Raw genomic sequence first — 24,799 nt, 5'->3', positions numbered from 1 at the left:
ATCGCCTGCAAGCAGGCTCCTACGAGTCGCGATCCGATCCGATCCAGATGGCGTCCCAATACGGGTAGCCGCGTGCACTTGTCGCCAGACCGGCGCGGATCGGATTGGCCACGACGTATCGCGCCGCTTGCCGCACATCCTCATCGACGCGCAACGCGTGGTCGTGAAAACTGCGATCCCAGACCGGACCCTCGATGCCGCACGCCGCACGCAGTGCGCGGGTTACATGGGCCTTGAAGCGGCTGACCACACGCATGAGCGATTCGTCGCCCAGTTGCACCAGGCCATGCCAGTAGTCAGGCATCAGCACCCAGGCCAGCAGACTGGCGTCGCCCCAGCTTGCGTCCGAGTGGATGATCCGGCTTGCGATACGCGCCTGCAGCGGGTCCAGAAACAGGCATCGTCGGCGATGCGTGGCGACAGTTACCAGATAGCACTGCCCGGTGATCGAAACGCGTCCCCGCCGCAAGGCAACGCGGCCGATGTCTGGAAAGCAAGGCATGCAGCCATCTTGCCGGCGTGCCCCCGCGCAATCATCGCAACACCGCCTTCATCCGCGTAAGCCGCTCACCCCCCGCAACGTAGGAGCCTGCTTGCAGGCGATGCCGTTGAATTGGGTCCGGTGTGGTGGGGTTCAGAGCAAGAGCATCGCCTGCAAGCAGGCTCCTGCAGCGAGGGCATCAGGTACGGCCAAGCACCAGCAGGTGACGCTCGGCCGGCAGTCCGGGCACCGCCAGTTCGTGGGTGCTGCGCAGCGCGAAGCCGGTGGGGATACCCGGCAACTCGTCGTCCGGTCGCTTGCCCTTCATCGCCAGCCAGATTCCGTCCTGCGCCAGCAGGTGTCCGCCCCAGGCAAGCATGTCGGCGAGGCTGGCGAAAGCACGGGCCGTGATGCAGTCGAAGCGGCCCGCGACGTCCTCTACCCGCGACTGTTCGGCGCGCACGCCTTCCAGCTTCAAGGCGCGGATCGCCTCGCGCAGGAAGCGCACCTTCTTGCCGTTGGAATCCACCAGCAGGATCTCCCGACCGGGCGCGGCGATCGCCAGCACGATGCCGGGCAGACCCGGCCCCGTGCCAAGGTCGGCGAGACTGGCGCCCTGCACGTAGGGAAGGATCGTCAGGGAATCGAGCAGGTGTCGGGTGACCATCTCGGCCGGGTCGCGCACTGCCGTGAGGTTGTAGGCTGCGTTCCAGCGTTCCAGCAGCGCCTGGTAGTCGAGCAGGCGCGGCACGGCCGCGGCCGGCAGGTTCAGTCCCAGCGCGGCGATGCCCTGTTCGAGTTGTGCCTGCAAGGCGTCGCGCGCGGCCATCTGGCGGTGAGTCCCGTGGGTGATCCAGGGCGGCAAGTATCCCGACCGGATGCGCCAAAAGAAAGCCCGCCGAAGCGGGCTTGAAGTGCTGCAAATCCCCTGCTGCGCAGGCGCTCTGGGACGCCTGGCACAATTCGATGGTTCAGGCGGCGTCGAGCTCGACCCGCGTCACCATCATGCCGCGCTCGCGCAGCACATGGTTCAACGACTGCTTCACCCGCACACCCAGATCACGGCGATCGATCTGTTCGACCGCCGGTTCGCTGCGCAGGGCCTCCTGCGCGCCACGGCGGATCAGCTGATCGACCTGCTCGAACACCGCATCGGCGCGTTCCGGCTCCAGCACCTGCCAGTACACCGTGCCACGCACATCGTGCGCATCCGCCTGCGGGTACTCCAGACGCAGGGTCTGGCCAGCGAGGTCGATCTTGTGCGTCACGCGGTCCAGCAGCGGCAACACCAGATGTGTGCCCGCCTGCAACAGCCGCACCGGCTTGCCGCGCCGATACAGGCTGTAGACCTGACCTTGTGGCACGCGCCTCACTGCACTGGCGATCAGTACAGCGAGCGAGGCAACAAGGAGGGTAAGGAACGTCATCATGATAGTGAAATCAGCAACTTGTGCTAGGTTTATTCGCCTTGTACGGGAGGTTGAGCATACAGCTGATTGAGTACGCGAAGATTAACCACGTTTTAACGACCGAGCGAATCTTTAACAATCGAGAGAAGCAAGTCAAGTGATGCGGTTGGCAGTTCAACAAAGGCCTCATGCGAGGTGAGGCGTGACCGCCGGTGTCGTTGTTGGCCGCAACCGGTCAGTTCAACCGGGGAATAGCCAGTTTTCCTCCTGGAAAAGCCGCCTTTGAAACTCCTGTCCGGTAGACAAGCATCGACCTTGCCAACGCAGCCATTGGCAGCCGGGAGTCGAATGCGGCGGGCCGGCGCGAATCACACCAGCCCGATTCACCCGCCAGCCCGATGCGGTCCGGATCTGTGACCTGAAGGGATGGCTCACGCGGGGCACTCGGTGCCGCCGTCTCGTTTCCATCCGGCCCTTGTTGTGGCGCAACAACCCGTTCAGCAGTCCGCCGATGGCTCTCAAGCCAGTCATGCCGCGATTTCCGCCTTGCCATCCCAAGCCCCGCACAAAACCCTTCCGCGCCGCAACACCGACGATTGCAACAAGCTCTTTACAACTTCCCATGAAAACGTTTACGTTGGCGCCACCAAAGGGTTCGTGAACCCCCGGGCGAGCTCAATATGGCGGCAGCAACCATCAAAGACGTGGCGCGCGAGGCCAAGGTGTCAGTGGCCTCGGTGTCGCGCGCGCTGAACGGTGGCAGCGGCGTCACCGCCGCCACCAGCGAGCGCATCCGCGCCGCCGCTGATCGGTTGCAATACATCCCGCACGCGGCGGCGCGCATGTTGATCACCCGCCGTACGCATACCATCGGGGCACTGCTGCCGGATCTTTATGGCGAGTTCTTCTCAGAACTGATCCGCGGCATCGATCTGGCGGCGCGTGCGCGCGGCCTGCATCTGCTGGTCTCCAGCTCCCACGATGGCGTCGAGGAAGCAGCAGTGGCGGTGCGCTCGATGCAGGGGCGCGTCGACGGTCTGTTGATCCTGTCCGGCCGCGTGGACGCGGCTTTCCTGCGCGCCAACCTGCCCAGGGAGCTGCCGGTCGTGCTGCTCAACAGCGCCGTGAAGAACCCGATGTACCACGTGCTCAATGTGGACAACCATGCCGGCGCCGTGGCGATGGTTGCGCACCTGATTCAGGCCGGGCATGCCCGCGTGGCTTTCATCGCCGGACCGGAAGGCAACTTCGACGCGCGCCAGCGCGAGCAGGGCTATCGCGCGGCCATGGCGAAGCATGCGCCCAAGGCACCGCTGAATATCCTGGCGGGCGACTTCAGCGAGGAATCCGGCTATCGCGCCGGTCGCGAGCTGCTGGCGCAGAAGGTTCGTCCGCGCGCCGTGTTCGCCGCCAACGACATGATGGCGGTGGGTTGCCTGACCGCCCTCAAGGAAGCCGGCGTGCGGGTGCCGCAGGACATCGCGCTGGCCGGTTTCGACGACATCCCGATCGCGCGATATGTCACGCCAGCGCTTAGCACGGTGCGAGTGCGGATCGTCGATCTGGGGCGCGTCGCGCTAGAGCACCTTGCCGGGCTGCTGGAAGGCCCGGACTCATCCACCGCATCCGCGCAAACGCTCGGCTGCGAAATCGTCGTACGGGAGTCGTGCGGCGCCAGCGTCACCTGAGCGTCCATCAATAGCAGTCGCCGATCGCAGTTCAAATTTGCCGGGGAGGGTACTCATGAAAATGCCATTGCACTTCAAAAAGAAATTGCTCGTAAGTCTGATCGGCGCATCACTGGCCACTATCGCCATAGCGCCAACAGTTTCGTGGGCGCAGACCGCCAACGCCAACCTGCGCGGCAAAGCAGCCGCCAGCAGCACCATCACGGCACGCAACGTTGCCACCGGTGCAACTCGCCGCACCAAGGCGGACACGAACGGCCGATACACGCTGGTCGGACTGCCACCGGGTACCTACCAGGTCGATGCCGGACCGGGTACCGAACACACGGTCACGCTCACCGTGGCATCGACGGCCACCCTGGATCTTGCTGCCGCGGCCACCGCGGCTCCGTCGGCAGCCAATGCGACCACGCTGAGCGGGGTAACGGTGACAGCCGCCACCCTGACGGAAGTCAAGACGTCCGAAATCGGTGGCACCGTTTCACTGCATCAGATCAACACCACGCCGCAGATCACGCGCAACTTCCTTGAATTCGCCGACACCGTGCCGGGCATGGTCTTTGTCGACAAGGGCGGCAAGACCTCGATCCAGAGCGGGGCGCAGCCCAGCAGTAATGTAAACGTTTACATCGACGGTGTCGGCCAGAAAAACTACATCCATGGCGGCGGCATCAGCGGCCAGGCCGGTCCGAACCACGATGGCGATCTCGGCAACCCGTTCCCGCAGCTGGCGATCGGCCAGTACAAGGTGATCACCTCCAACTACAAGGCGGAATACGACCAGATCTCCAGCGCGGCGATCACCGCCGATACCAAGTCCGGCACCAACGAATTCCACGGCGAAGTGTTCGACACGTTCACCAGCGACAAGTACCGCATGGAAACGCCGGCCGAAAGCGCTGCTCATGACAAGTCGCGTTCGGTCAGCCGTGAATACGGCGGCGCGATCGGTGGCCCGATCATCAAGGACAAGCTGCACTTCTTCCTGACCTACGAAGGCAAGACCTTCAGCACACCGACCACCACGACGGGAGCGACTGGCTCCTATAACAATGTTCCGTACAACTCCTTCCTGCCGGCCACCGTCCAGTCGCAGCTGGGACCAAGCTCCCTGCCGTTCAAGGAAAACCTGTATTTCGGCAAGATCGACTGGGAGCCCACCGACCGCGATCGCGTCGAGTTGAGCACCAAGGTCCGCAAGGAAACTCAGGTCAGCGGTGCGGGTGTAACGACCGCACCATCGGCCAACTACAACTACCAGAACAACGACACCCGCATTGATGGCCGTTGGCAGCACAGCACGGATTCCTGGTTCAATGAACTGCTGTGGACCTACGAGAAGACGCTCGATACGCCCTCGCCAATTACCAACAGCCCTGCCACCACATATCAGTGGGGCAATCCGAGTACCACCATCCTGCTGATCAACGGCCAGGACCCGCGTCAGTACTTCGAAGCCTCGCAAAAAGGCAACGGCATTCAGGACGACCTCACCTTCAATGACCTGAACTGGCACGGCGACCACGTGATCAAGCTGGGCGTGAAGTACAAGGAAATCACCTTGAGTGATCGCGACAGCTCGGATGGCGCGAACTACTTCTACAACGTGAGCCCGAGCGGTGTGGAAGCAACACCGTATCAAGTCGTATTCGGCAAGGTGAATTCGGGCCTGCCGCTGACGGCTATCTCGAAAGACAAGCAGTTCGGCGCCTACATCCAGGACGACTGGGCAGTCAATGACAAACTGACCCTGAATCTGGGTGTCCGCTGGGATTACGAGGAAGCGCCGGAATTCCTCAACTACAAGACCCTGCCATCCATCGTCGACGCCATCAACGCACCGACGTACACATTCAACAACGAGACGATCAACCATTCGTATGCACAAAGCCTGGCAGCGGGCGGTGTGAACATTGCGAACTACACCAGCACGGGCCACAACCGCAAGGCGCCGAAGAACGAGATTCAACCGCGCCTTGGCTTTTCCTACGATCTCAATGGCGACGAAGCGCACGTGATCTTCGGTGGCGCCGGTCGCGCCTACGATCGCAACCTGTTCGACGTGATCTCGCTGGAGAACAGCAAGAACGCGTTATCCGAGCCATCGATCTACTTCGAAAACCCCACAGCCCTCAATGGTTGCGGCCCGGGCCAGGCAAACGGTACGCAGTGCTTCGTGTGGGATCCAAAATACCTCAACGCCGCCAATCTTCAAGGATTGGGCAGTGGTGTCGGCGAAGTGGACATGTTCAACAACAACATCAAGGCGCCCTACTCGGACCAGTTCAGTCTTGGCATGCGCAACAAGCTGGGCGACTGGAACACCAGTGTCACCGTAGCGCGGATCAACCAGTACAACGGCATCATCGGCGAACTGGGCAACCGCTACCCGAACGGCAAGTTCTACAACTACGAGAACTTCGTCAATACACAGTGGGGTGGTGCCGGTGTGCCGGGCATTGGCAGCCTGATCCTGTTCGACAACGGCAAGACCACCCACAACACCCAGTTGTTGGTGTCGGCAGAAAAGCCCTATACCCGCGAAAGCCACTGGGGCGTAACGGTGGCGTACACCTTCACCCACGCCAACCAGAATCGGTTGTATTCGGACGGCTACGCATTCGATCTGCCCAGCATCAAGGATTATCCGTTCGAAACCTCCAGTGCGGTGGCCAAGCACCGCCTGGTCGTGACCGGCGTGGTCGATGTGCCATGGGGCATCACCATCGCCGGCAAGCTGACCCTGGCCACACCGACCCCGGTTGCGGCTATCGGATGCTGCTTCCTGTGGCCCAACTCGGTCGGCGCACAGGGGGAGATGTCGGCGGCATGGCCGGTGGTCGGTACGCCGAAGGGCGGCAAGTTCCTGTTCGGCGGCCCGATTTATGGCTATCGCGACATCGACCTGCAGGCCACCAAGAACTTCGAGCTGGGTCATGGCCTGGCGTTGCAGATCCGTTTCGATGCGCTGAACATTCTCAACTTCAAGAACTACAGCGATACCATCGACTCCTACAATGGCGCCAAGTACAACCCGTACTACAACCCGATCGGCAACATCTATGGCACGCCGCGCACCTACAAGCTGACGGCGGACATCAAGTTCTGACCGGTTGGCAACAAGAACCGCCGCGACGACATCGTGGTTTCGCAAGGCCCGCTCCGGCGGGCCTTGCTCTATGGCGAATCACGACGCCGGCGGCTCCGCATCCCGCTTGCCAGACCGCGCAGCCGATAGCCGTTGCGGTGACCGCCAAGCTTTCAATTGCGGGATACTCGGACAATCGTTCCAACTTTCATTTTTCACCGCAAAGTACAGACCATCATGACCGACCATCGCATCAAGAACATCGTCATCGTCGGCGGCGGTACCGCGGGCTGGATGGCTGCCGCGGCGCTGAGCAAAAGCCTTGGTCGCGAGTGCTCGATCCGTCTGATCGAGTCCGAGGAAATCGGCACCGTCGGCGTCGGCGAAGCTACCGTGCCGCATCTGTCCACGTTCAACCAGTTGCTCGGCATCGACGAAGCCGACTTCGTGCGATCGACCATGGGCACGTTCAAGCTGGGCGTGCGATTCGTGGACTGGAGCCGCATCGGACACTCCTACGTGCATGGCTTCGGGACCCGCATCGGCCTGGATTTCGGCTCGCTGCCGTTCCACCAGTACTGGCTCAAGGCATTCAAGGCCGGTCACGCGAAGGATATCGGCGCCTATTCGCTGAACACGCTGGCCGCGCCGCTCGGCAAGTTCATGGTGTCGGCGGTCGACGCACCCGCCAACACGCCACTGGCAAATATCCCCTACGCCTATCATTTCGATGCCGGCCTGTACGGCCGATACCTTCGCCGTCTGGCCGAAGCGCAGGGCGTGCGGCGAACCGAAGGCAAGATCAAGGAAACCGTGCTTCGTCCTCTTGACGGTTTCGTCGATGCCGTCGTGCTGGAAAGTGGCGAGAGGATCGGTGGCGAGCTGTTCATCGACTGCTCGGGCTTTCGCGGCCTGCTGATCGAACAGGCGCTCAAGACCGGATACGAAGACTGGACCCACTGGCTGCAGAACGATCGCGCCGTCGCGGTAGGCTGCGAGCGCGTCGGCCCACCGGCGCCGTATACACGCGCCACGGCGCAGCCCTCCGGCTGGCAATGGCGAATCATGCTGCAGAACCGCACCGGCAACGGGCACGTCTATTCCAGCCAGTACATCAGCGACGACGAGGCAACGGCCACCTTGCTGAGGAATATCGACGGCAAACCGCTGGGCGATCCCCGACTGCTGCGCTTCACCTCCGGCACGCGCAAGAAATTCTGGAACAAGAATGTGGTGGCGCTTGGCCTGGCCAGCGGTTTTCTCGAACCGATCGAATCGACCAGCATCTATCTGGTGCAATCGGCCATCGCACGCCTGCTCGCACTTTTCCCGCAACAGGACTTCAGTGACGTGCTGATCGACCGCTACAACGCACAGTCACGTTTCGAGCTTGAACGCGTTCGCGACTTCCTGATCCTGCATTACTACGCCACCGAACGCGACGACAGCCCCTACTGGAATTACTGCCGCAACATGGATATCCCCGAACCGTTGCGGGACACGATTGCGTTGTTCAGGAAAAGCGGCGCCTTCTTCCGCAACGGGGAGGAGTTTTTCGGGCCGGTGAGTTGGGTCCAGGCCATGCTGGGGCAGGGAATCATGCCCGAGAACCATCACTTCGCGGTCGACCAGATGTCACCGAAGGATCTGCACGAGTTTGTCGCGCACGTCGAGCAGGTGATTGCCTCGTGTGTCGACGCCATGCCGCCTCATCAGGCATTCATCGATCGCTACTGCAAGGCGCCTGGCGTCTGAGCCGCCCATGGCAAACATGACACGCAAGAGGTTCTGCAATGGCCCTGCATCATCTTTTTCACCGGTTTAAATCCACCCTCTTCGTCGCTCTGCTGGTTGTCGGCGCAGGCGTCCAGACGTCGGCACTGGCGAAGGACGCGCCGAGCCGGTTCGTTGCCTCGCCGCAGCAACGGGCGCTGGTGGCGGATCTCGAACACCGCACCTTCCGCTGGTTCTGGGATAGCGCCGATCCGAAAACCGGGCTGATACCCGATCACTACCCCGGAGAATCGTTTTCCAGCATTGCGGCGGTGGGTTTCGGCCTGACGGCTTATGGTGTGGGTGTCGAACGCGGCTACATCACGCGCGAGCAGGCGGTGGACAGGACACTGGCGACGCTGCATTTCTTCAAGGATGCGCCACAAAACGACAGTGAAGACGACGCCAGCGGCTTCCACGGTTTCTTCTATCACTTCCTCGACATGAAGACCGGCCACCGCGCGATGCGCTACGTGGAGCTGTCCAGCGTCGACACCACCTTGCTGCTTGGCGGCGTGCTGTTCGCACAGTCGTATTACGACCGCGACACGCCGAAGGAAAAGGAGATCCGCCAGCTGGCCGACACCATCTACCGCAATGTTGACTGGACCTGGATGCAGCCCCGCGCGCCGCTGATCAGCATGGGCTGGACCCCAGGCGGCAAGTTCATCCCGGCCGACTGGAAGGGTTACAACGAAGGCATGCTGGTCTACGTGCTCGCGCTCGGCTCGCCCACGCACCCGGTGAGCGCCGATGCGTGGAAGGCATGGACATCGACCAACGATCTGAGCTGGGGCCGTTTCTACGGACAGACGTTTCTCACCTTTGCGCCGATGTTCGGCCACCAGTACAGCCAGACCTGGATCGACTTCCGCGGCATCCGCGACGACTGGAACCGCCGGCACAACCTGGACTATTTCGAGAACAGCCGCCGCGCCACCCTCAGCCAGCGCAATTATGCGATTGCCAACCCGGGCAAATGGACCGGTTACGGCGCGAACGTCTGGGGCCTGACCGCCAGCAACGGACCCGGCGACTTCAAGGTACAAAGCGTCGACGGCGAACGTGAATTTGAGGGCTATTCCGCCCGTGGTGCCGGTCTCGACTACATCCGCGACGACGGCACCCTGGCACCGACCGCAGCAGGCGGCTCGATCGCGTTCGCGCCGGAAATCGTGATACCTGCGCTAACCGAAATGAAGCAACGCTATGGCAAGTACATCTACAACGAGTACGGATTCGTCGATGCTTTCAATCCGAGCTTTCATGTCCACACTCGCTTGCGTACCGGCAAGCTGGTGCCAGGACTGGGCTGGGTCGACACCGAGGAGTTGGGCATCGATCAGGGCCCGATCGTGCTGATGATCGAGAACTGGCGCAGCGATTTCGTGTGGAGGGTGATGCGGCGCAATCCGTACATTCGCAAAGGGTTGCAGCGGGCCGGCTTCACCGGCGGCTGGCTGGAACAACCGGTGACGCCACCGTGAGATGGCGCTGCCGACCGGCGGCGGTGGCGCGCCTGGGCGCGGCGCTGCTGCTGGTAGGCGCGCTGGCGAGCGTGGCCGCCTGCCGCAGTCGGCAGGACGATCGGAATACGCTGGTGTTCTGGGCGATGGGCCGCGAAGGCGAGGCGGTGGCGCAGCTGATCCCGGCGTTCGAGCGCGAGCACCCGGACATCCATGTCGATGTGCAGGAGCTGCCGTGGAAGGCGGCGCACCAGAAGCTGTTGACCGCGATCGCCGGCAACACCACGCCGGACGTGGCCCAGCTGGGCAACACCTGGATCGCCGAATTGCGGGCGCTGCATGCGCTTGAGCCGCTGCAACCGTACGTGGATCACTCCAGCGTGGTGCAGCCGGCCGACTACTTCGCCGGCATCTGGGCCACCAACCGCATCGACGGAACGTTGTATGGCATTCCGTGGTACGTCGACACGCGGCTGCTGTTCTATCGCAAGGATCTGCTCAAGGCGGCCGGCTTCGAAGCGCCGCCGCGCGACTGGGCCGAATGGTCCCGGCAAATGGCGGCGTTGCAGGCGCACGCCGCACCAGATCATTACGCGATCCTGCTGCCGACCAACGAGTTCGAGCAGCTGCTGTCGCTGGCGCTGCAGCAGGACGAGCCGCTGCTGCGCGATGGCGGCCGCTACGGCAATTTCGAGAGCGCCGGCTTCAAGCAGGCGCTGGGGTTCTACGTCGACATCTTCAAACGGCACGAGGCGCCGCTGCTGGCGAATACCGAGGTACCCAACCCGTGGACCGAGTTTGGTCGCGACGTGTACGCGTTCTATTTCTCCGGGCCGTGGAACATCGGCGAATTCCGCCATCGCCTGGCGCCATCGCAGCAGGCCGAATGGGCGACCGCGCCGCTGCCCGGTCCGCACGGCCCCGGCGCGGGCATCGCCAGCGGCTCCAGCCTGGTGATCTTCCGTCACTCGCGGCAGAAGGCGCAGGCCTGGCTGCTGATCCAGTACCTGTCCAGACCCCAGGTGCAGCAGCAGTTCTACCGCCTGCTGGGCGACATGCCGCCGCGCCGCTCGGCGTGGCAGGGCGACGCCTTGCGCAACGATCCCGCGGTGCAGGCGTTCCGCGACCAGCTGGAACGGGTCAAGCCGACCCCGGCGGTGCCGGAATGGGAGCGCATCGTCACCGAGATGCAGCTGGTCGCGGCGCAGGCCGCGCATGGCGAGCTGACGGTGGACCAGGCGGCGGCCGAAATGGACCGGCGCGCCGACGCGATCCTGGAGAAGCGCCGCTGGATGCTCGACCACGCGCACGGTGCACGGCGATGAATCGCTCGCGCACGGCATGGCTGTTCCTTGCGCCGGCGCTGCTGGTGCTGGGCGTGTTCTTCGTGCTGCCGGTGATCGGCGCACTGGGACTCAGCCTGACCGACTACGACCTTTACGCGCTGGCGGATATCCGCAACCTGCGCTTCGTCGGTCTGCACAATTACTGGGGCTTGCTGCAGCGACCGCTGTTCTGGTCGGCGCTGGGCAACACTTTCTACTTCGTGGCGATCGGCGTGCCGCTGTCGATCGGCGCGTCGCTGGGCGCGGCGTTGCTGCTGAACTCACCGCTCGCACGACTCAAGCCATTTTATCGCACCGCGCTGTTCGCTCCGGTGGTGACCACGGTGGTGGCGGTGGCGGTGATCTGGCGCTACCTGTTCAATACCAAGTACGGGCTGGTGAACTACGGCCTGGCCGAGCTTGGCCTGCATCCGGTCGACTGGCTCGGCGATCCGCACTGGGCGATGCCGACGATCATCGCGTTCGCGGTGTGGAAGAACTTCGGCTACAACATGATCATCCTGCTGGCCGGGCTGCAGGCGATCCCGCCGGAGCTGTACGAGGCGGCGCGCATCGACGGCGCCTCGGCACCGCGGCAGTTCTGGCACATCACCCTGCCGATGCTCAAACCGACCATGTTGCTGGTGATGGTGCTTACCGTGGCCGGCTATTTCCAGCTGTTCGCCGAACCCTACGTGATGACCGAAGGCGGCCCGCTGCAGAGCACGGTCAGCGTGCTGTACCTGATGTACGACGACGGCTTCAAATGGTGGAACATGGGGGTGGCCTCGGCGGTCGCGTTCCTGCTGTTCGGCGTCATCCTGGCGATCACCATCGGGCTGCTGCGCCTGGCACGACGCGGGGAGCCGGCATGAGTCCGCGCCTCGCACGCTGGCTGGTCAACGGCGCCCTGTTCGGCGGCGCCGCGGTTGCCGTACTGCCGCTGCTGTGGATGCTGTCGGTGTCGTTCATGGCACCGGGCGCAGCCAGTTCGCTGCCGCCACCGCTGCTGCCGGCGCACCCCACGCTGGGCAATTACCGCGAGCTGTTCGCCCACGCCGGCATGGGCCGCTACGTGCTCAACAGTCTGTTCATTTCCAGCGCGATCGCGTTGTTCGCACTGGTCTGCAACCTGATGGCCGGCTATGCCTTCGCCAAGTTGCGCTTCGCCGGCCGCGAGCGGTTGTTCCAGGCACTCATCGGCGCGCTGGTGGTGCCGGCCCAGGTGGCGATGCTGCCGCTGTTCCTGCTGCTGAAATACGCGGGCCTGGTCAACAGCTATGCCGGCGTGATCGTGCCGGGCATGGCGACCATCTTCGGCATCTACCTGGTGCGCGAATACGCCCGCAGCGTGCCGGACGAACTGCTGGAGGCGGCGCGCATCGACGGTGCCGGCGAGTGGCGCATCTTCGTGCAGATCGTGCTGCCGTTGCTGAAGCCGGTGATGGTGACGTTGACCGTGTTCACCTTCCTCGCCGCGTGGAACGATTTCATGTGGCCGCTGATCGTGCTGACCGGCCAGGAGCACTACACCTTGCCGCTGGCGCTGGCCTCGCTGGCGCGCGAACACAGCGAGGACACCGAGCTGATGATGGCCGGCTCGGTGGTCACCGTGCTGCCGGTGCTGCTGCTGTTCCTGGCGCTGCAGCGGCATTACCTGCAAGGGCTGTTGCTGGGCAGCGTGAAGGGGTGATGCTGCTTCAATGAGAAATCGCGCTCTTCGCATTTGCCCCCTCTCCCTTTGGGAGAGGGTTGGGGTGAGGGTTCACGGATCCAACGCTGCTCATGCGAAGCACGCTTTGTTGAAAGCAGCACGTAAGCGGCCATCCTCAACCACAATCCCCTCCGATGGTCGCCCCAAAGGGAGATCTGGTGGGCCTGCAGCTAATCTTCCAAAGCCGCTCCGCATCGGCTTCGATACCAGAGCGCACCCTCTCCCCAACCCTCTCCCGAAGGGAGAGGGAGCAAACGCAAGAAGCGCGCTTCTTGATTAAAACCGGCCGGCCCTGAAATCGGCGATTGCTTCGTGGATCTGCGCCTGGGTGTTCATCACGAACGGGCCATAGCGCGCCACCGGCTCCTGCAATGGCTGGCCGGCCACGATCAGCAGGCGCGAGGCCTTGTCGTCGCCGGTCAACTGCAAGTGCTCGCCATCGGACAGCACGCCCAGCTCGCTGCGATGCAGGCGTTCACCGCCGACCAGGGCCGATTCGCCTTCGAACACGTACGCGAAACCGTAGTGGCCCATCGGTAGATCCAGGGTCAGTGCGGCACCCGGCTGCAGGCTCACGTCCAGGTAAACCGGCGCGGTGACGATGCCTTCGACCGGGCCGATGGCGCCGGCCAGTTCGCCGGCAATCACCTTCACTTCGACGCCGTCGGCCGGATGCACCACGGGGATCCGCTCGGGACCGATGTCCTGGTAGCGCGGCGCGGTCATCTTGTCCTTCGCCGGCAGGTTCACCCACAGCTGGAAGCCCCACATCAGGCCGTCTTCCTGTTGCGGCATTTCCGAATGCACGATGCCGCGACCGGCGGTCATCCACTGCACGCTGCCGGGCACCAGATCGCCGCGGTTGCCGTGGTTGTCGCCATGCTGCATGTGGCCGGCGAGCATGTAGGTCACGGTTTCAAAGCCGCGATGCGGGTGCTCCGGGAAACCGGCGATGTAGTCGCCGGCCTGGTCGGAGCGGAACTCGTCCAGCAGCAGAAACGGGTCGAGCATGTCCAGCCCCGGCTGGCCGATGATGCGCTTCAGCTTCACGCCGGCGCCGTCGGAGGTGTCGGTGCCGCGGATGCGGCGGGTGATGTGGCGATCGCTCATGGCTTGCTCCGATAAGGGATGACTGCCCGCCAAGATGGCCCCGTGCGCCGGCTTGTCCAAGTGCCCGGGCCGGAACGGATCGTTCCGCCGCGGCGACAGCGGCAGAGTGCGAGAAGTGAGTGGAGAGGGGTGAGGAGTGAGAGAGAGCACAGGAGCCTGGCGACGTTCGCCCTTCTCTCACTCCTCACTCCTCTTCCCTCACTCCTGCTTTCAATGCACCCAGTGGCCGCTGCGCTGGCGCGGCGGGGTGGTCTCGTCGTCCTGGCCCGGGCGCTGCTGCAGCACCATCGCCTCCACTTCCGCCTCGGTTGCGGGTTTGGCTTGCCAGTACTGGTTCACCGCATGCAGCACCGTCGGCACCTGGGCCAGGCATTCGTCGTACTCGTCGTCGCTGAGCTTCTCGAACTCGGCCTCCGAGCTGAGGATGCCCTCGTCCACCGCCAGCGCCATCACCGGGCCGAGCAGCTCCATCAGCTCCGGATCTTCCGACAGCCGGCCTTCCCACAGGGCGGCGCGCAGGTCGATGCCGCGGCTGAAGCCTTCGCACCAGCCCCCGGCCGACAGCATCGGGCCGGTCTCCGTCATCACCTCGCCGAGGATCGGCTCATACGCTTCGACGTCGAGCTCGGCGCTGATCGAGTCGTTGAGCTTGGCCAGCAGTTCGAGCACGCGGTTGCCTTCGTCCTCGTGCTCGAACGGCTCGTGCAATACCTCGGGCAGCCACTCGTCGGGCAGCACCAGCAACGGGCCGACCGCCAGCGCACTGAGCAGGCCGTGTACGCCATCCAGCAGCAGATCGCCGTCGCCGGTGTGTGCGCGCAGGTAACGATCCAGCTCGTCCAGCTCCTTGTCGTCCAGCGAACTGGGCCATTCGGTTTTTGCGGTCATTCAGATACCTAGTTCCAGCGTCACCGGGGTGTGGTCGGAGGGTCGCTCCCAGCGCCGCGGTTCGCGATCGATGGCCGCCGCCGTGGCGGCCGGTTTCAAGGCCTCGCCGATCAGGATCAGGTCGATGCGCAGGCCCATGTTGCGGCGGAACGCGGCCTGCCGGTAGTCCCACCAGCTGTAGTGCCCGGCTTCGGGCTGGAACAGGCGGAAACTGTCGTGCAGGCCGAGGTCGGTGATCGCCTTGAGCGCGGCGCGCTCCGGCGGCGAGCACAGGATGTCCTCGCCCCAGGCGACCGGATCGTAGACGTCGCGCTCGTCCGGGCAGATGTTGAAATCGCCCAGCACCACCAGGTTCGGGTGGCGTTCCTGTTCGCGCGCCAGGAACTCGCGCACCTTGGCCAGCCAGTCCAGCTTGTAGGCGTATTTCTCGTCGCCGACCGCCTTGCCGTTGACCACGTACAGGTCGACCACGCGCAACCCGCCGACGGTCGCCGCCAGGATGCGTCGCTGCGGATCGTCCAGCCCCGGGATGTCGGTGACGATGTCGCTGAACACGTCATGGACCTGCTCGCGGGCCAGGATCGCCACCCCGTTGTAGGTCTTCTGGCCCGAATACACCGCCCGGTAGCCCGCCGCGGCCAGTTCGTCGACCGGAAACTTCGTGTCTTCCAGCTTGGTTTCCTGCAGCGCCACCACGTCCGGCTGGGCCTCGGCCAGCCACTGGACCAGGTGCGGCAGGCGCACCTTCAGCGAATTGACGTTCCACGAGGCGATCTTCATGCCGTTATTGTAAAGGATGCCCCGATCCGGCCGCCGCCGGGGGCGGCCACCCGCCCCGATGGCGCCACCATCAACTATTTATCCCGGAAAGCCACCGAAACCGCCAGTTCCGGTGTATGCTGCGCGGGCGAGCATCCCGGGCAACCTGGATTGCTTGCCCATCTTGCGGTCAAGTGCATCTCGCTCCGAGCCGCAAACCATCCATGCTTCAAAGGTAAAGTTACATGTCGGATCGTCAGAGCGGTACAGTCAAGTGGTTCAACGACGCCAAGGGTTTTGGCTTCATCACGCCGGAAAGCGGTGATGACCTGTTCGTGCATTTCCGCGCGATCCAGGGCACGGGCTTCAAGTCCCTGCAGGAAGGTCAGCGCGTCACGTTCATCGTCACCAAGGGCCAGAAGGGCCTGCAGGCCGAGGAAGTCCAGGCGGCCTGAAGTCGCAAGACTCAAACCCCTGAAAAGGAAAAGCCCGCTTCGGCGGGCTTTTTTTCGTCTCCCGAAGGGTGCGGCCGGATCAGGCCAGGCCGTAGCTGCGCAGCAAGGCCTCCGGCTCGGGACGACGGCCACGGAAGGCGATGAAACTTTCCAGCGCCGGGCGGCTGGCGCCGACGGCCAGGAACTCCTGGCGGAAACGCTCACCGGTTGCGCGGTCGATGACGCCATGCTCCTCGAATTCGCCGAACGCATCGGCACTGAGCAGCTCGGCCCACAGGTAGCTGTAATAACCGGCCGCGTAGCCGCCCGCGAAGATGTGGCTGAAGCCATGCGGAAAACGCTGCCACGCCGGCGGATGCAACACGGCGACCTGCTTGCGTACCTGCTCCAGCACGGCCAGCGTGCGGGCGCCCTGCGCCGGGTCGTATTCCAGGTGCAGCAGGAAATCGAACAGGGCGAACTCCAGCTGGCGCACCAGGAACAGGCCGGCGTGGAAATGCCGGGCCGCCAGCATCCTTTCGAACAGCTCGTCGGGCAGACGCTCGCCGGTCTCGTAGTGTCTGGCGAACAGGTCCAGCGCCTGGCGATTCCAGCCGAAGTTCTCCATGAACTGGCTGGGCAATTCCACCGCGTCCCATTCGACGCCGTCGATGCCGCCGATTGACGGCAGGGCGATCGCGGTGAGCAAGTGGTGCAGGCCATGGCCGAACTCGTGGAACAGGGTCAGCACGTCGTCGTGGGTCAGCAAGGCAGGCTTGCCTTCGGTGGGCGGCGCGAAGTTGCAGGTGAGGAAGGCCACTGGCAACTGCAGGTGCTCGCCGTCATCAAAGCGGGCGCGACACACGTCCATCCACGCCCCGCCGCGCTTGCCGCTGCGTGCATACAGATCGACATAGGCGCCGGCGAACACGCGCCCATCGGCATCGCGCACGTCGTAGTAGCGCACGTCCGGATGCCATGCATCCACGCCGTCGCGCTGGGCGAGGGTGATGCCGTACAGCCGGGTGGTCAGTCCGAACAGGCCGTCGATCACGGCCGGCAGCGGGAAGTACGGCTTCAGCTGCTCCTCGTCCAGTGCGTACTGACGCTGGCGCAGCTTCTCGGACGCGTAGCCCACATCCCATGGCTCCAGCGTATCGAGCCGCAGTTCGCCATGGGCGAACTCGCGCAACGTGGCCAGCTCCCGCTGCGCCACCGGCTTCGCGCATGCGGCCAGGTCGTGCAGGAACTCCATCACCTCGGTCGGCGAGGCCGCCATCTTGGTCGCCAGCGACTCCTCCGCGGCATTGGCGAAGCCAAGCAGCTGCGCCGCCTCGTGGCGCAGCGCCATGATCTGCTCGATGCGCTCGCTGTTGTCGAACTTGCCCGCATCCGGGCCCTGGTCGGAGGCGCGCGTCTGGTAGGCCCAGTACACCCGCTCGCGCAGCCCGCGGTTGTCGGCGTAGTTCAGCACGGCCTGCACGCTGGGCTGCTTCAACGTGACCAGATAGCCATCCAGATCCTGTTCCTTCGCATACTGGCGCAGCACCGCGCGGCCGGATTCGGGAACGCCGGCGAGATCGCGCTCGTCGGTAATGTGTTCCTGCCACGCTTCGCTGGCATCGAGCACGGCGTTGGAGAATTCGGTGGACAGCCGGGAAAGCGCCACACCGATCTCGCGGTAACGCGAACGCGCCGGTTCGTCCAGCGCCACGCCGGAAAGCCTGAAGTCGCGCAGCGCATGTTCGACCAGGGCGCGTTCGGGACGTGGCAGCGCGGCGAAATCCGACGCATCGACGAGAGCCTGCACCGCCGCGTACAGCGCGCGGTTCTGGCCAAGCTCGATCGCGTGTTCGGTGAGCTTCTCCTCGGCCGGCCCGTAGGCCTGGCGCAAGGCCTCGCTGTCGGCGACCGAATGCAGGTGCGAGACCGGCGCCCAGGCACGCGCCAGACGCTGTTCCAGGCGCTCCTGGGTCAACATCACACTGGCGAAATCGCGCGGTGCACCCGGCGCGACCAGCGCGTCGATCGCATCGCGGTAATCGGCCAGCAGGCTCTCGATCGCCGGCGCGACGTGCTCGGGACGGATCTTCGAGAACGCCGGCAAGATATCCTCGCTCAGCAAGGGATTGTCCGGCAGCGGGTTGTCGTGGTTCATGCGATCTCCTTGGGTCCGTCAGCGTGGCGTTCGCGCCGGGCGAAATCAAGCGTGGCCCTGCGACGAGCCCACGGCGCCGGTAGAATGGGCCCATGAGTTCCCTGCGCAGCTACAAGGGCGTCGCCCCAAGCCTCGGCCAGCGCGTCTACGTCGACCCCGCCGCCAGCGTGATCGGCGACGTGGTGCTGGGCGACGACGTGTCGATCTGGCCCGGCACGGTGCTGCGTGGCGACGTCAACCACATCCGCGTCGGCGCGCGCAGCAGCATCCAGGACGGCAGCATCGTGCATGTCGCGCACGCCGGTCCGTATGGCCCGGGTTTTCCGTGCCTGATTGGCGAGGGCGTCACCGTCGGCCACGCCGCGGTAATACACGCCTGCACGATTGACGATTACTGCCTGATCGGCATGCACGCCACCGTGATGGACGGCGCCGTGGTGCACAAGCACGGTTTCGTCGGCGCCGGTGCGCTGATTCCGCCCGGCAAGGTGGTCGGCGAGCGCGAACTGTGGCTGGGCAATCCGGCAAAGTTCGTGCGCCTGCTCAGCGACGCACAGATCGAGCAGCTGCATTACTCGGCCGATCACTACGTGCGCTTGAAGGACGAGTACCTGGCCTCCGCCTGATGGCCCGCCGCGCCCTGTTCCTGTGCAGCCGCAACCGCCTGCGCAGCCCCACCGCCGAGCAGGTGTTCGGCGCGTGGCCGGATCTGGAAGTGGACTCCGCCGGACTGGCTGACGACGCCGAGGTGGTGCTGACCAACGAACAACTGGACTGGGCCGACCTCATCGTGGTGATGGAAGCCAGCCACCGGCGCCGCCTGCAGACGCGCCATCGCAATCGGCTCAAGGGCAAGCGCGTGGTCTGCCTGCATATCCCCGACCGCTACGACTTCATGCAACCGGAACTGGTGGCGTTGCTGCTCAAAAAGGTCGGGCCTCTGCTGCGCTGATGCGCCATGCCACGTTACATGCGCGCCGCATTATCGGCGTTGGCCTGCTGGATGCGTTCCGCTTCCGCCTCATGCTGCTTCGTCGCGATATTGCGCGCCGCCGAGAGCTTGCCGCTGAGCAGGGCGAGGGTGAAGTTGTTGCTGTCGAACTCGCGCAGCAGATCGATTTCCCGGCGCGCCTCTTCCAGGTCGAAGGTGTTGATGGTGTGCTCGATCTCTACCGCCGCGCGCGGGAAGGATTCGCGCAACGCCTCCTGCGCGGTCGGGTTCTGCGGTTCCAGCTGCAGCACGCTGAGGTAGAACTCGTAAGCGTTGCTGCCCGCGGGCGCCACCAGGCGGCCGTCATGCATCGCGTCGCGGGCCAGTCCGAGCAGGATGCCGGTGCCGTTTTGCGCGTCATCGGCTGGCGCCGAAGTCGGCGACCCGGCGGGGCCGTACGACGCATTCGCCATCGCGCGCTTGTACCAGAAGATGCCGCCGGCCGCGGTCAGCACCAACACGGAAATGAGGGCAAGCGCGTATCGCTGCGATACGCTGAAATGGAAACGGGGCATGACACCTGCTGCGTGAACGATGGCCGCGCGCAGGACAGTCCGTCATCGACGTGCTCCCGGCGGATTCCGCCACGTTAGCCGGCTTGTGTTGCAGCTTTGTGGCTGCACGGCCTCAGCGCGATGCCGTCGCCTGTTCCAGTTGCGTGAGCCAGGCCAGCGCGTGGGCGCGATCCGCCCCGCACATCGCCGGCTCGGCGCGCAGGCTGGCACACACTGCCGGGCGTTCCGGTCGACCGAATATCGCGCAGCGGTTGTCCTCGGTGAGTTGCACGCACCGCACGCCGGCCGGCTTGCCCTGCGGCATGCCCGGGATCGGCGAGGAGATCGACGGCGCGATGCAGCAGGCACCACAACCGATCCGACAAGCGATGCCGTTCATGCGGCCGGCCGCCGCAGGGATTGGTAGACCGGTGCGGTGTCGGGACGCCGGCCGTGCCACAGCGCGAACGCATCGGCCGCGGTTTCCACCAGCATGCCGAGGCCGTCGAAGGCGCCACGTGCACCGGCCGCGCTGGCCCAGCTCAGGAAACCGGTCGCCGCCTTGCCATACGACAGGTCGTAGCAGACCGCACGGCTGCGAAGCAGGGTGAGCGGCAACTGCAGCGCCACGCCAAGCACGCCGGCCGAGGTGGCGTTGACGATCAGGTCGGGGCTGTCGATGGTGTCCAGCTCGTCCCAGCCACGCGCGGGCGCCCGCGCCGGCTCGCCGATCGCAGCGGCGAGGGTGGCGGCGGCTTCGGGCGAACGATTCACGATGGTCAGCGTTTGTACGCCGGCGTCCAGCAGGTGCCAGGCCACGCCGCGCGCCGCGCCGCCGGCACCGAGCAGCAGCGCGTGGCGCCCGCGCAAGTCGACGCCATGGCGTTCGGTGAGGTCGCGCAGCATGCCGTCGCCGTCGGTGTTGTGCGCGGCCAGCCGGTCGTCGGCAAGGCGGGTCAGCACGTTGGCGGTGCCCGCGCGGCGCGCCGTGATGCTGCGTTCGCCGGCCAGCGCGAATGCCGCCGCCTTGTGCGGCAGGGTGACGTTCGCGCCGACTCCGCCCGCGTCGAAGAAGCGCCGCACGGCGGCATCGAACTGCGCCGGTGCCGCATCGATCGTGCGGTACTCCAGCTCGATGCCGAACTGTTGCGCGAAGGCGTGGTGGATCCTGGGCGACAGACTGTGGCTGATCGGATGGCCGAACACGGCGAACTGGGCTGCGGTCATGCAGAGTGGCTTCCGGTGGCGGGTGGACGCCGAGTCTACTAGCCGGCCCGGCATCGGCGCGGGCGCCGATCCGTCGCAGGCGATGAGATGCGCTGCCGGCACGCTGGCCCTCCCATCCACCAAGGAGATTGCCGCCATGCGAGCCCAGCTGTTGCCGTCCCCGCATCACCAACGCCTGCTGGCCGTCACCGTGTCGCGGCTGTGCGCCGGTGGTTTCCTGCTGCTCACCACCCTGGTGCCCGCACGCACGGCGCTGCTGGGCTGGACGCCCGTGTTCTGGCTGCTGGCGGCGCCGCTGATCGTGTTGCTGACGCTGGAGCCAGGCCTGCCGCGGCAATTGTTGCGGCGGCGGCTGCACCGCTTGCATGTCGTGCACACCGTGCATGGCGTGATCTGGCACTGACGGGTCAGAGCTTGTGAAGAAAACCACTTCCTGTGGTTTTCTTCAGTCGCGAGTCCGGCGCATGTCCGTACTCGCTCACGCGAATCAATCACTTGCGTGATCGATCCGCGTCCGGCCATCCATGGCCGGGCTTCGAGTTTGAAAAAATCACAAACTCTCAGGCGACACCTTGGCGCTTGCGCTCCATCCGGCGCAGGAACTCGCCCATGATGTGCAGGTAAAGCTTGTCGCCCAGATGGGCGTCCTCGACGCCGGCATCGATCGACGGGTTGTCGTTCACCTCGATCACCACCGGCTTGCTGCCGACCTGCTTCAGGTCGACGCCGTAAAGACCATCCCCGATCGGGTGGGTCGCCTTCAGCGCCAGTTTGATGACTTCGGCCGGCGCATCCTTCACCGCGATCGTCTCGAAGCCGCCGGACTTCGCGGTGCCCTTGGCGCCATGGTTGTAGATCTGCCAGTGGCCGCGCGACATGTAGTATTTGCAGGCATACAGCGGCTCGCGGTTGAGCACGCCGACGCGCCAGTCGAACTCGGTGTAGACGTATTCCTGCGCCAGCAGCAGGGCGCTGTGCTGGAACAGGCCGCTGGCCGCCTGCGCCAGTGCATCTTCGTCCTCGACCTTGACCACGCCGCGCGAGAACGAGCCGTCGGGAATCTTCAGCACCAGTGGGAAACCGAGCTTGGCGACGACTTCCTTCATGCCCTTGCTGTCGTCGCGATACAGGATCTCGGTGCGCGGCACGGCCAGCTTGCGCGACACCATCAAGTCGTTGAGGAAGATCTTGTTGGTGCAACGGAGAATCGAGGTCGGGTCGTCGATCACCACCATGCCTTCCTTCTCGGCGCGATGGGCGAAGCGGTAGGTGTGGTTGTCCGACGCGGTGGTCTCGCGGATGAACAGGCCGTCGTATTCGGCCAGGCGCTGGTAGTCGTTCTTGCCGATCGGATCGAGCTCGATGCCGAGCTCCTTGCCCGCACCGATGAAGGCCTTCAGCGCCTTCTTGTTCGACGGCGGCATCTGCTCGGCCGGATCGACCAGCATCGCGATGTCGTAGCGGTACAGCTTGCGCGTGCGCGGCTTGCGCCACAGCTTCTTGGAGAAGCGGTCGAGCTCCTCGGCGAACGCGTCTTCCTGGGCATCGTCCAGCGTCTGCAGGCCGACCGGCTTGATCGCGCTGACCTGCCACACGCGGTCGCGCTCGAACTCGATCCGCAGCAGCGGGCAGGGGAACGACTCGAACACCTGCCGCGCCAAGTCCTGCAGCGCCGGGTAGGCGGTTTCGCCGAAGTAGACCAGGATGCCGAAGTCGGTGGTGTCGCGGCCGCCGGCCGGCAGGAAATGGGTCAGCTTCTGGTTGAGGTCGTCGATGTCCACGCCGTACAGCGAGCGCCGGCGCAGGTCATTCACCGTGCGTACCGAGGGCATCACGCGGTGCCCGCGCGCCTCCGCCAGCAGGGACACGTAGTAGCCGGTGCCCAGGTATTTGTAGCTGCGGCAGAGATTCAGCACGTGCGTGCGTTCGTCGCCGGCCACCGGCTGGCGCAGGTAATCCATCGCACTCATCACGTCGACGGACGGGTAGTAGGAGCTCCAGTCGGAGGCTTTTTCCACAACGATGACCAGGCGGGTCATGACACCTCTCGAACGGAACGGCAGCCGCGGAATGCCGCGCCGAAGGGCTGGCGGCATGCAAGATGCGAAGTCTGGCACAGCACCGCGTCGACACAAGGGTCGGCACTGAAGGACACGTAAATACCGTGCCGCCGGAGCGGGTCGCCTGTTACAGTCCGCGCGGCATCCCCACGACCAAGTCCCGCGCTCCATGCAATCATCGCCAGCTACCGCCTCCGTATGTGTCCGCCGCGCCGAGACTTCCGACCTCGACAACCTGATGGCACTGGAGCAGGACGCGTTCGACAGCGACCGCATGAGTCGCGCGCAATTTCGCCGCCACCTCGACAGCGACTCCGCCCAGGTGCTGATCGCCAGTGCCCACCATCGTCGCTTCCTCGGCGCCGCCGTGGTGTTCTTTCGCCGGGGCAGCCGGGTTGCTCGACTGTATTCTCTGGCCGGCCACCTGGACGGACGCGGCCTCGGCATCGGCAGCGCGCTGGCCGCCGCGGTCGAGGTGGCCGCGCGACGGCGACATTGCTATGCACTGCGGCTGGAGGTGCGCGGCGACAACGATCGCGCCATCGCGCTGTATGAGCGACTGGGCTATCGGCGCATCGGCCGGCTCCCGGCATATTACGAGGACGGGGCGGACGGATGGCGTTACCAGAAGGCGCTGGAGTGAGCCAAGCGGGTCAGCTGCCTGGCGTCGATTCCTGATTGACCGTGACCGCCCCGGCGCATGCGGGAATCGGTCCACCGAAGCGCGCCTCCTCCACTCCTCGCCTCATCTACCCCACGCCTCATCTACCCAAGGGGTGGCTGATCTGCTCGCCGGTGGCGGCATCCGGTCGCGCCACCAGCGCGCCGGTGCGCATCAGGCTCACCGAATAGTGGCCGCCATCGACCAGCGGCAGGAAGGCGCCGCTGCCGTACACGGTGTCCATTTCGGGCAACCATTGCGGGTATTTGCGCCCGAGCTTGACCAGATCGAACGAGCCGGCATCGTCGAAACCGATCACGGTGCGTGGCGCGCTCGTTTCCTGCGCCGGATCGTCGTAGCGACCGGACAGGCGATCCAGCCGGTACAGCGGCGGCAGCCCGGCCAGCAGCGCCGGCAGTTTCCACTTCAGCACGATCGCCTCGACGCGCCAGTCGTCGCCGGCAAGCTGCACCTCGCGCGTGCCGCCATCGGGCCAGGTGAGGGTGAGCGCCCAGCGTTGTGGTGAGAGGATGTGCGCATCGATATCGACCACCGGTGCTTCCTCGCCGAGCAGGCGATAGCCGCGCAGGGCCGCACCAGTGCCGGCGAGCAGCAGGGCGAGGGCGAAACACAGCAGGCACAGCAGCGCGCGCCAGCTGGCGGCGAGATGCCGACGCGCGCGCAGATGCCGACGCAACACGACCAGTTGCACCAGGGTGATCAGCACGAACACCACCGCCAGCACCAGCAGCACGGTCATCGGCATGCGCAGCAGGGCGCTCCAGTCCATCAGCAGATTCCTCGTTGCTGCAGTACGCATTCCATGGCGTCATCATAACGGCCTGCGGCGCGATGCCGCCGCCTCGTTATACTGCGGCTCTGTCCAGGAAGCTCTGCCATGCGTCGATCCCTGTTGCTGCTGCCGCTTTCCCTCGTCGTCGCCGTGCTTGCCGGCTGCGGCAACAAGGGCCCCCTGGTGCTGCCGCCGCCACGGCCGGTACCGGCCGCCAGCGCCCCCGCACCGGCCGTGCCAGCCACCGCGAGCAGCAGCACGACGACCGGCCAACCCTGAG

25 protein-coding genes are annotated in these 24,799 nt (G+C 64.9%); 13 read left to right on the top strand and 12 right to left on the bottom strand.

The features are described from left to right. Positions 1–19 precede the first annotated feature (19 nt). The 3 genes from B0E47_RS02685 to B0E47_RS02675 form a co-directional block, all read right to left on the bottom strand. Positions 20–502, bottom strand: a complete 483-nt coding sequence (locus tag B0E47_RS02685; protein WP_077512262.1) for a transposase — start codon at positions 500–502, stop codon at positions 20–22. Between the two features lie 178 nt (positions 503–680). Beyond that, the gene (rsmG, locus tag B0E47_RS02680; protein ID WP_077512260.1) at positions 681–1,310 is read right to left on the bottom strand and encodes a 16S rRNA (guanine(527)-N(7))-methyltransferase RsmG; all 630 of its coding nucleotides are present in this window, start codon (positions 1,308–1,310) and stop codon (positions 681–683) included. Positions 1,311–1,452: 142 nt separating this feature from the next. Next, positions 1,453–1,911 carry an SPFH domain-containing protein gene (locus B0E47_RS02675; protein ID WP_077512258.1) on the bottom strand — a complete coding sequence of 153 codons (459 nt, stop codon included), beginning with the start codon at positions 1,909–1,911 and terminating at the stop codon, positions 1,453–1,455. Between the two features lie 659 nt (positions 1,912–2,570). On the opposite strand from B0E47_RS02675, the gene B0E47_RS02670 reads away from it, so the two are divergent. From B0E47_RS02670 to B0E47_RS02640, 7 genes are all read left to right on the top strand, one after another. After that, positions 2,571–3,578 carry a LacI family DNA-binding transcriptional regulator gene (locus B0E47_RS02670; RefSeq protein ID WP_077512256.1) on the top strand — a complete coding sequence of 336 codons (1,008 nt, stop codon included), beginning with the start codon at positions 2,571–2,573 and terminating at the stop codon, positions 3,576–3,578. A gap of 55 nt (positions 3,579–3,633) precedes the next feature. Further along, complete coding sequence (locus B0E47_RS02665; protein WP_077512254.1) at positions 3,634–6,687, top strand: TonB-dependent receptor; 3,054 nt, start codon at positions 3,634–3,636, stop codon at positions 6,685–6,687. Between the two features lie 216 nt (positions 6,688–6,903). Continuing rightward, positions 6,904–8,421 carry a tryptophan halogenase family protein gene (locus B0E47_RS02660; protein WP_077512252.1) on the top strand — a complete coding sequence of 506 codons (1,518 nt, stop codon included), beginning with the start codon at positions 6,904–6,906 and terminating at the stop codon, positions 8,419–8,421. Positions 8,422–8,459: 38 nt separating this feature from the next. Further along, positions 8,460–9,926, top strand: coding sequence for a glucoamylase family protein (locus B0E47_RS02655; protein ID WP_077512250.1), 1,467 nt, complete (start codon positions 8,460–8,462; stop codon positions 9,924–9,926). A 50-nt stretch (positions 9,927–9,976) separates the two neighbouring features. Next, positions 9,977–11,230 carry a sugar ABC transporter substrate-binding protein gene (locus B0E47_RS02650; protein WP_254422779.1) on the top strand — a complete coding sequence of 418 codons (1,254 nt, stop codon included), beginning with the start codon at positions 9,977–9,979 and terminating at the stop codon, positions 11,228–11,230. Next, positions 11,227–12,105, top strand: coding sequence for a sugar ABC transporter permease (locus tag B0E47_RS02645; RefSeq protein WP_077512248.1), 879 nt, complete (start codon positions 11,227–11,229; stop codon positions 12,103–12,105). The genes B0E47_RS02650 and B0E47_RS02645 overlap by 4 nt, the downstream gene beginning before the upstream one ends. Next, on the top strand, positions 12,102–12,923 hold the full coding sequence (locus tag B0E47_RS02640; RefSeq protein WP_077512246.1) for a carbohydrate ABC transporter permease: 822 nt from the start codon (positions 12,102–12,104) through the stop codon (positions 12,921–12,923). The genes B0E47_RS02645 and B0E47_RS02640 overlap by 4 nt, the downstream gene beginning before the upstream one ends. A gap of 297 nt (positions 12,924–13,220) precedes the next feature. Here B0E47_RS02640 and B0E47_RS02635 read toward each other — a convergent pair whose 3' ends face one another. The 3 genes from B0E47_RS02635 to xth all read right to left on the bottom strand — a co-directional run bounded on the left by B0E47_RS02635 (position 13,221) and on the right by xth (position 15,722). Continuing rightward, a complete protein-coding gene (locus B0E47_RS02635; protein ID WP_077512244.1) occupies positions 13,221–14,054 on the bottom strand; it encodes a pirin family protein in 834 nt (277 codons plus the stop codon). A 210-nt stretch (positions 14,055–14,264) separates the two neighbouring features. After that, positions 14,265–14,942, bottom strand: a complete 678-nt coding sequence (locus tag B0E47_RS02630) for a YecA family protein (protein WP_077512242.1) — start codon at positions 14,940–14,942, stop codon at positions 14,265–14,267. Then, on the bottom strand, positions 14,943–15,722 hold the full coding sequence (gene xth / locus B0E47_RS02625) for an exodeoxyribonuclease III (RefSeq protein WP_077512240.1): 780 nt from the start codon (positions 15,720–15,722) through the stop codon (positions 14,943–14,945). A gap of 224 nt (positions 15,723–15,946) precedes the next feature. Between xth and B0E47_RS02620 the strand changes: the two genes are divergently transcribed. After that, positions 15,947–16,156 carry a cold-shock protein gene (locus B0E47_RS02620; protein WP_008438719.1) on the top strand — a complete coding sequence of 70 codons (210 nt, stop codon included), beginning with the start codon at positions 15,947–15,949 and terminating at the stop codon, positions 16,154–16,156. Between the two features lie 79 nt (positions 16,157–16,235). Here the strand turns inward: B0E47_RS02620 and B0E47_RS02615 are convergent, their stop codons facing one another. Then, positions 16,236–18,293 carry a M3 family metallopeptidase gene (locus B0E47_RS02615; RefSeq protein WP_077512238.1) on the bottom strand — a complete coding sequence of 686 codons (2,058 nt, stop codon included), beginning with the start codon at positions 18,291–18,293 and terminating at the stop codon, positions 16,236–16,238. A 92-nt stretch (positions 18,294–18,385) separates the two neighbouring features. Between B0E47_RS02615 and B0E47_RS02610 the strand changes: the two genes are divergently transcribed. After that, positions 18,386–18,919 (top strand): gamma carbonic anhydrase family protein, encoded by a 534-nt coding sequence (locus tag B0E47_RS02610; protein WP_077512236.1) that lies wholly within the window; start codon positions 18,386–18,388, stop codon positions 18,917–18,919. Then, positions 18,919–19,245: a low molecular weight protein tyrosine phosphatase family protein gene (locus tag B0E47_RS02605; protein ID WP_077512234.1), complete on the top strand. Its 327-nt coding sequence runs from the start codon at positions 18,919–18,921 to the stop codon at positions 19,243–19,245. The genes B0E47_RS02610 and B0E47_RS02605 overlap by 1 nt, the downstream gene beginning before the upstream one ends. A gap of 14 nt (positions 19,246–19,259) precedes the next feature. On the opposite strand, the gene B0E47_RS02600 is transcribed toward B0E47_RS02605, so the two are convergent. From B0E47_RS02600 to aroE, 3 genes are all read right to left on the bottom strand, one after another. Then, the gene (locus B0E47_RS02600) at positions 19,260–19,799 is read right to left on the bottom strand and encodes an energy transducer TonB (protein ID WP_077512231.1); all 540 of its coding nucleotides are present in this window, start codon (positions 19,797–19,799) and stop codon (positions 19,260–19,262) included. A gap of 112 nt (positions 19,800–19,911) precedes the next feature. Next, positions 19,912–20,178, bottom strand: coding sequence for a YkgJ family cysteine cluster protein (locus tag B0E47_RS02595; protein ID WP_077512229.1), 267 nt, complete (start codon positions 20,176–20,178; stop codon positions 19,912–19,914). Next, positions 20,175–21,005, bottom strand: a complete 831-nt coding sequence (gene aroE, locus B0E47_RS02590; protein WP_077512227.1) for a shikimate dehydrogenase — start codon at positions 21,003–21,005, stop codon at positions 20,175–20,177. Before aroE ends, B0E47_RS02595 begins: the two co-directional genes overlap by 4 nt. A gap of 136 nt (positions 21,006–21,141) precedes the next feature. On the opposite strand from aroE, the gene B0E47_RS02585 reads away from it, so the two are divergent. Next, positions 21,142–21,408: a hypothetical protein gene (locus B0E47_RS02585; RefSeq protein WP_077512417.1), complete on the top strand. Its 267-nt coding sequence runs from the start codon at positions 21,142–21,144 to the stop codon at positions 21,406–21,408. 157 nt (positions 21,409–21,565) lie between these two features. Here B0E47_RS02585 and B0E47_RS02580 read toward each other — a convergent pair whose 3' ends face one another. Further along, positions 21,566–23,044, bottom strand: coding sequence for a RimK family protein (locus B0E47_RS02580; RefSeq protein ID WP_077512225.1), 1,479 nt, complete (start codon positions 23,042–23,044; stop codon positions 21,566–21,568). Between the two features lie 190 nt (positions 23,045–23,234). Here B0E47_RS02580 and B0E47_RS02575 point away from each other — a divergent pair, with 190 nt between their 5' ends. Then, entirely contained in the window at positions 23,235–23,708 is a 474-nt protein-coding gene (locus tag B0E47_RS02575) for a GNAT family N-acetyltransferase (RefSeq protein WP_077512223.1), read from the top strand. Positions 23,709–23,826: 118 nt separating this feature from the next. Here the strand turns inward: B0E47_RS02575 and B0E47_RS02570 are convergent, their stop codons facing one another. Further along, entirely contained in the window at positions 23,827–24,516 is a 690-nt protein-coding gene (locus tag B0E47_RS02570; RefSeq protein ID WP_077512221.1) for a hypothetical protein, read from the bottom strand. A 108-nt stretch (positions 24,517–24,624) separates the two neighbouring features. On the opposite strand from B0E47_RS02570, the gene B0E47_RS02565 reads away from it, so the two are divergent. Next, on the top strand, positions 24,625–24,798 hold the full coding sequence (locus tag B0E47_RS02565; RefSeq protein ID WP_077512219.1) for a lipoprotein: 174 nt from the start codon (positions 24,625–24,627) through the stop codon (positions 24,796–24,798). Position 24,799: the final 1 nt, after the last annotated feature.

The sequence above is a fragment of the Rhodanobacter sp. B05 genome (assembly GCF_002001085.1).
Classification (GTDB): Bacteria; Pseudomonadota; Gammaproteobacteria; order Xanthomonadales; family Rhodanobacteraceae; genus Rhodanobacter.
Note: the sequence above shows the minus strand (reverse complement) of the source record. Positions and strands in the feature narration are given on the sequence as shown.

Excerpts from the sequence above, each read along its gene's own strand:
- B0E47_RS02570 (WP_077512221.1), bottom strand. The coding sequence starts at position 24,516 with ATGGACTGGAGCGCCCTGCTGCGCATGCCGATGACCGTGCTGCTGGTG.
- B0E47_RS02665 (WP_077512254.1), top strand. The coding sequence starts at position 3,634 with ATGAAAATGCCATTGCACTTCAAAAAGAAATTGCTCGTAAGTCTGATC.
- B0E47_RS02645 (WP_077512248.1), top strand. The coding sequence starts at position 11,227 with ATGAATCGCTCGCGCACGGCATGGCTGTTCCTTGCGCCGGCGCTGCTG.
- B0E47_RS02685 (WP_077512262.1), bottom strand. The coding sequence starts at position 502 with ATGCCTTGCTTTCCAGACATCGGCCGCGTTGCCTTGCGGCGGGGACGC.
- B0E47_RS02575 (WP_077512223.1), top strand. The coding sequence starts at position 23,235 with ATGCAATCATCGCCAGCTACCGCCTCCGTATGTGTCCGCCGCGCCGAG.
- xth (WP_077512240.1), bottom strand. The coding sequence starts at position 15,722 with ATGAAGATCGCCTCGTGGAACGTCAATTCGCTGAAGGTGCGCCTGCCG.
- B0E47_RS02630 (WP_077512242.1), bottom strand. The coding sequence starts at position 14,942 with ATGACCGCAAAAACCGAATGGCCCAGTTCGCTGGACGACAAGGAGCTG.
- B0E47_RS02595 (WP_077512229.1), bottom strand. The coding sequence starts at position 20,178 with ATGAACGGCATCGCTTGTCGGATCGGTTGTGGTGCCTGCTGCATCGCG.
- B0E47_RS02565 (WP_077512219.1), top strand. The coding sequence starts at position 24,625 with ATGCGTCGATCCCTGTTGCTGCTGCCGCTTTCCCTCGTCGTCGCCGTG.
- B0E47_RS02660 (WP_077512252.1), top strand. The coding sequence starts at position 6,904 with ATGACCGACCATCGCATCAAGAACATCGTCATCGTCGGCGGCGGTACC.
- B0E47_RS02580 (WP_077512225.1), bottom strand. The coding sequence starts at position 23,044 with ATGACCCGCCTGGTCATCGTTGTGGAAAAAGCCTCCGACTGGAGCTCC.
- B0E47_RS02635 (WP_077512244.1), bottom strand. The coding sequence starts at position 14,054 with ATGAGCGATCGCCACATCACCCGCCGCATCCGCGGCACCGACACCTCC.
- B0E47_RS02605 (WP_077512234.1), top strand. The coding sequence starts at position 18,919 with ATGGCCCGCCGCGCCCTGTTCCTGTGCAGCCGCAACCGCCTGCGCAGC.
- B0E47_RS02675 (WP_077512258.1), bottom strand. The coding sequence starts at position 1,911 with ATGATGACGTTCCTTACCCTCCTTGTTGCCTCGCTCGCTGTACTGATC.
- B0E47_RS02610 (WP_077512236.1), top strand. The coding sequence starts at position 18,386 with ATGAGTTCCCTGCGCAGCTACAAGGGCGTCGCCCCAAGCCTCGGCCAG.
- B0E47_RS02585 (WP_077512417.1), top strand. The coding sequence starts at position 21,142 with ATGCGAGCCCAGCTGTTGCCGTCCCCGCATCACCAACGCCTGCTGGCC.
- B0E47_RS02600 (WP_077512231.1), bottom strand. The coding sequence starts at position 19,799 with ATGCCCCGTTTCCATTTCAGCGTATCGCAGCGATACGCGCTTGCCCTC.
- B0E47_RS02615 (WP_077512238.1), bottom strand. The coding sequence starts at position 18,293 with ATGAACCACGACAACCCGCTGCCGGACAATCCCTTGCTGAGCGAGGAT.
- B0E47_RS02640 (WP_077512246.1), top strand. The coding sequence starts at position 12,102 with ATGAGTCCGCGCCTCGCACGCTGGCTGGTCAACGGCGCCCTGTTCGGC.
- B0E47_RS02620 (WP_008438719.1), top strand. The coding sequence starts at position 15,947 with ATGTCGGATCGTCAGAGCGGTACAGTCAAGTGGTTCAACGACGCCAAG.
- rsmG (WP_077512260.1), bottom strand. The coding sequence starts at position 1,310 with ATGGCCGCGCGCGACGCCTTGCAGGCACAACTCGAACAGGGCATCGCC.
- B0E47_RS02655 (WP_077512250.1), top strand. The coding sequence starts at position 8,460 with ATGGCCCTGCATCATCTTTTTCACCGGTTTAAATCCACCCTCTTCGTC.
- B0E47_RS02670 (WP_077512256.1), top strand. The coding sequence starts at position 2,571 with ATGGCGGCAGCAACCATCAAAGACGTGGCGCGCGAGGCCAAGGTGTCA.
- aroE (WP_077512227.1), bottom strand. The coding sequence starts at position 21,005 with ATGACCGCAGCCCAGTTCGCCGTGTTCGGCCATCCGATCAGCCACAGT.